Consider the following 3,424-nt stretch of genomic DNA (forward strand, 5'->3'; position numbering starts at 1 on the left):
ATGGCGCGGGTGAGGTCGGTGAGGGCGTCGTCGTAGCGCTCCATCTGTAGGTAGGTCTGGCCGCGGCTGAGCATGGCCCACGTGTCGTCGGGTTCGAGTTCGATGGCGCGGGTGAGGTCGGTGAGGGCGTCGTCGTAGCGCTCAGCATCGACGTAGAACGCCGCACGGCTCCTGATGACCCAGGCATCGGTGGGGCTGAGTTCCACCGCCTGGTTGAAGTCGGTGAGCGCTGCGGCACCGTCTCCGAGAGCGTCCTGGATTTGCGCGCGGCATACGAGGTAATCGCTGTCGGTAGGTTCCAGCTCCAGGGCACGGTTGAGATTGGTGAGTGCTTGCTCGTGGCGTCCCGTGAGGCGGTAGGTCTCACCGCGGCCGTAGTGGGCGCGTGCCAGGTCGGGCGCCAGGTCGAGGGCGGCGGTGTAGTCGGTGAGGGCTTGGTCGTGCGCGCCCGAGATTCGGTGGTCGCGACCGCGCAGGGTATGAGCCAGAGCTCGTGCGGCGCGGTCGAGTTCCGGTATCCCGAGCAGGCAGCCCAACACGGCGATAGTGCCGGCGGAGTGATCGGCGGCTTGCTGTAGGCGCGGTCCCCACCGCAGCAGCAGTGGCTCGTCGGTGTCCCGGCCTGCCTGGGTGAGGGTCTGGGCCCATCGGCGCGCGACGGAAACGTCCTGATCGCACGCGTTGACAAGGCCCGCAAGCGCATCGGGCCACGCCTGGAGGGGGCCGGCGCACAGCGCGTGGTAGATCTCGTTGAGGCGTGACTCGCGCCAGTCGACGTCAGTTTCGTGACTCCCGGCGGCCAAGACGGCTTCACGGGCCTCGCGCCGACGCCGGTGGGTGGCTGCCAGGTGCAGGTGCTGCTGGCGCCAGCGTGTGGCCGAGCGGGTTCGCTGCAGGCGCAGCATGGGGGATCGCACCACGTCGTGGTAGCGGGCGCGCCCTGCCCGGCCGCTGACGAAGGGAAGCTTGCGCAGCCACGTGTACGCGTCGGCCGCCGCATCGGGTACGGCGACACGGTAGATGTCTTCGTCGAGTTGCAGGGGCAGTGCGCAGGCGAGCGCGGCGTCCCGAAGCGCGGCATCGGTGATCCACTTCAGGAACCGGTCCACCGCGGTCTCGGAGGGGTCCGCGACGTCGTCGGCACTTCGAGGTTGGACCTGGGCGAGAAGGTCGACCAGGACGGGCAGTCGGCCGGTCAGCTCCAGCACGACCTCGACGACCTGGGTGTCGGTGACTCCGTGGCGGGCCAGCAACTCGCGGGCCTCCTCGTGGCTGAATACCTCCAGCGGCACGTCCTGAACCACGGCCTGGCTGTCGGCCCACACAACGGGATCGAGGCGTCCCTGCCCCGACAGCACCGCGATGACATTGGCCTCCAGCTCCCCGTAGGTGTCGCGGGTGAGGACATCGCGCAGCCATTCGCCAATCACCGGACTCGTCACCTCGAGCACGTCGACGAACAGCACCACCCACGGCCGGCGCTCCGCTACCTTGGCGAGGTCGTCGAGGAAGACGGGGGTGAGGACCTGCAGCGGCGAGACGACCAATTTCGCGTCGTCATGGCTGCGGAAACGGGCGCCGGCCAGGCTCCACGCCCGCTCGGTGAGCTGCGCCAGATTCTGCCGGTCCATGGCGCCCGCCACCGGCCCCATGCCCGGGACCATCCCCAGGCCGGCCAGACCGGCCGCGGCCACGGCTGTGCTCACCGCCGACGGGGACCGCCCGGCGGCCCCGGAAGCCCCGGGCGCCGCTGCTGGCGTCGTTTCGACCTCGTGCCGCCGCTGACGGTACGTCACCAGCATCTCGTCGAACCGCTTCAACGCGGCCCCCTGGCGCTGTAGCTGGCCGCTGATCGCCTCCATCGCCTCGACGACGCTGTGCACGTCGTCATCGATGTACGCAGTGACCGCCTCCTGGGCGCGCGCCGCGGCCTCCCACTGCCGTACCAGGGACGTTTTGCCGACCCCGGCGTTGCCGTGCACGTGGAAGAGGTAGTGACAGTCCTCGGCTTGCGGGTCGCGGGTCAAGTTGTCCCGGAAGGCAGCGAGCTGCCTGGACCGGCCGACGAACCGGTTCGCCCGCTGCCGCCGGTTGATCTCCTGCCGCGACAAACCCTGCCTGGCCAACCCGCCCCCTCCAGTCGCGATACCCGCACGTGCTGCCTACCCACCACCATCTTTCCTGCAGGGAGCGCACGATGACGGGGCCTTGGCAGGATTCAGGCCAGGCGCCGAGGCCGCTGGAGAACGGCATCGCGCCAGCCTTCACGTCCCGTTCATCCCCGGCTACCCTCCATGCCTTGGAGTGAGGTTCCTGAGCTGTCCTGAGATTCGTGGAGTCCCTGAAGCCTGGGTTACGCTTCCAGGCGTAAGGAGAACCACGAGCTGTGCCAGCACCACGTAAGTACCCCGATGAACTCCGTGAGCGCGCGATCCGCGAGGTCCGCTCGACCGGCCGTCCGATCGCGCACGTCGCCCGCGACCTCGACATCCACAAGGAGGCCCTGCGCGGCTGGGTCCGCCAGGCCGAGGCGGACGCCGGTGAACGCGACGACAGGCTGACGACCGCCGAGCGTGACGAGTTGAAGGAACTCCGCAAGGAGAACGCCGAGTTGAGGCGGGCCAACGAGATCCTGAAGGCCGCCTCGGTGTTTTTTGCCCAGGAGATCGACCGTCCCCGGACGAGGCCGAGCAGGTGATCGACCACCTGCGCGACATGGGCCTCGGGATCGATCCCGTCTGCCGGGTGCTGGAGCTGTCGCCGTCGACGTACTTCGCGCGCAAGACGCGGCCGAAGTCGGCCCGCCGGCTCCGCGACGAAGAACTGATTCCGCTGGTCACCGTTGTGTGGGAGGACTCCGGACGCGCCTACGGTGCCCGCCGGATCGCCCACGCCCTCGTCCGCGCCGGACATGCGGTGGCCCGCTGCACGGTCGAGCGGCTGATGAGTGAGCTGGGCATCGAGGGCGTCATCCGCGGGCAGCGCCGCCGCACCACGATCCCGGAGCCGGCCGCGCCGCGCCCGCCGGACCTGGTCAACCGCCGCTTCAGCGCCGAGCGCCCGAACCAGCTGTGGCTGGCCGACCTGACCTACATCCGCACCTGGTCGGGGTGGGTCTACGCCGCGTTCGTGCTGGACGCGTACTCGCGCCGGATCGTGGGCTGGCAGGCTGCCACCCACATGCGCACCGACCTTCCGCTGGACGCGCTGGAGATGGCGCTGTGGCGGCAGAAGATCAAGAAGGGCTCCGACCTGGTCCACCACAGCGACAGAGGGTCGCAATATGTGTCCATTCGGTATACGGAGCGTCTCGCTGATGTCGGCGCCTCGGCGTCGGTCGGCTCTGTCGCGGACAGTTACGACAATGCGATGGCGGAGGCCCTGAACGGCACGTTCAAGACCGAGTTGATTGAGCATCAGGGGC

3 protein-coding genes are annotated in these 3,424 nt (G+C 69.1%); 2 read left to right on the forward strand and 1 reads right to left on the reverse strand.

Features of this window, described 5'->3' with window-relative positions:
- On the reverse strand, positions 1–2,126 hold a 2,126-nt coding region (locus LCE31_RS36715; protein WP_225022309.1), incomplete at its 3' end, for a tetratricopeptide repeat protein.
- Positions 2,127–2,386: 260 nt separating this feature from the next.
- Here LCE31_RS36715 and LCE31_RS36720 point away from each other — a divergent pair.
- Together LCE31_RS36720 and LCE31_RS36725 are read left to right on the forward strand one after the other, a co-directional pair.
- On the forward strand, positions 2,387–2,698 hold the full coding sequence (locus LCE31_RS36720) for a transposase (RefSeq protein WP_225022311.1): 312 nt from the start codon (positions 2,387–2,389) through the stop codon (positions 2,696–2,698).
- 17 nt (positions 2,699–2,715) lie between these two features.
- A partial coding sequence (locus LCE31_RS36725; RefSeq protein ID WP_263632732.1) for an IS3 family transposase occupies positions 2,716–3,424 on the forward strand: 709 nt, incomplete at its 3' end.

The sequence above is a fragment of the Streptomyces sp. 8L genome (genome assembly GCF_020176795.1).
Classification (GTDB): domain Bacteria; phylum Actinomycetota; class Actinomycetes; order Streptomycetales; family Streptomycetaceae; genus Streptomyces.